The sequence below is a fragment of the Nocardioides sediminis genome, from assembly GCF_003047295.1.
Taxonomy (GTDB): Bacteria; Actinomycetota; Actinomycetes; order Propionibacteriales; family Nocardioidaceae; genus Nocardioides; species Nocardioides sediminis.
Window position 1 is genome coordinate 1 of record NZ_PZYZ01000028.1, and the last position, 594, is coordinate 594.

General features: G+C 39.7%; 1 protein-coding gene. It reads left to right on the top strand.

Translation table 11 applies throughout. The features are described from left to right. Positions 1-594 (top strand): TonB-dependent receptor (locus DAI17_RS20780; protein ID WP_159081704.1); only part of this gene is annotated, 594 nt, incomplete at both ends.

Sequence of the window (594 nt, forward strand, 5' to 3'; positions counted from 1 at the left end):
GTAAAGAGCAGACAGGTAGTCAGAATTCGTTCGGCAATATTAAAGGCGAACAAAAATTCGAATACGGATTATATGCCGAAGGGATTTGGTCTTTAGGTAAAGTGCTGACCTTAACCACAGGGTTACGTTATGATTACTATGATTTGGATACAGCGGGTAAAGTGGATAAAAACGGTAAACCGCTTGCCGGTAATAAATCGGTATCCGATAAAAGATTAAATCCGAGTTTCGGATTGATTTGGGACATTACACCGAATTTTGCTTTGAATGCTAAATTAAATTATGCAAGTCGCAGCCCTATTTTAGCTTCGGCAAATACCATAACCGATAACCGCGGTTCATTAGATAAAGCCAGAGGCTTACGTTTTATCGATCCTAAATTGAAAACCGAAGACGTACGTTTGGCGGAAGTCGGTTTTGAATGGAAATATGCCGATTTTAATTTAAAAGGCAGCGTGTTCGAGCAAAGAGTTAAAAACTTCTATCAAACGACCAACAGTATCATTAGCAATGCGGGAACCTTAAAAACGAAAGGTTATGAAGCCGAGTTGGATTATCAATGGAACGCATTAAAATTAACCGCCGGTGTGGCGT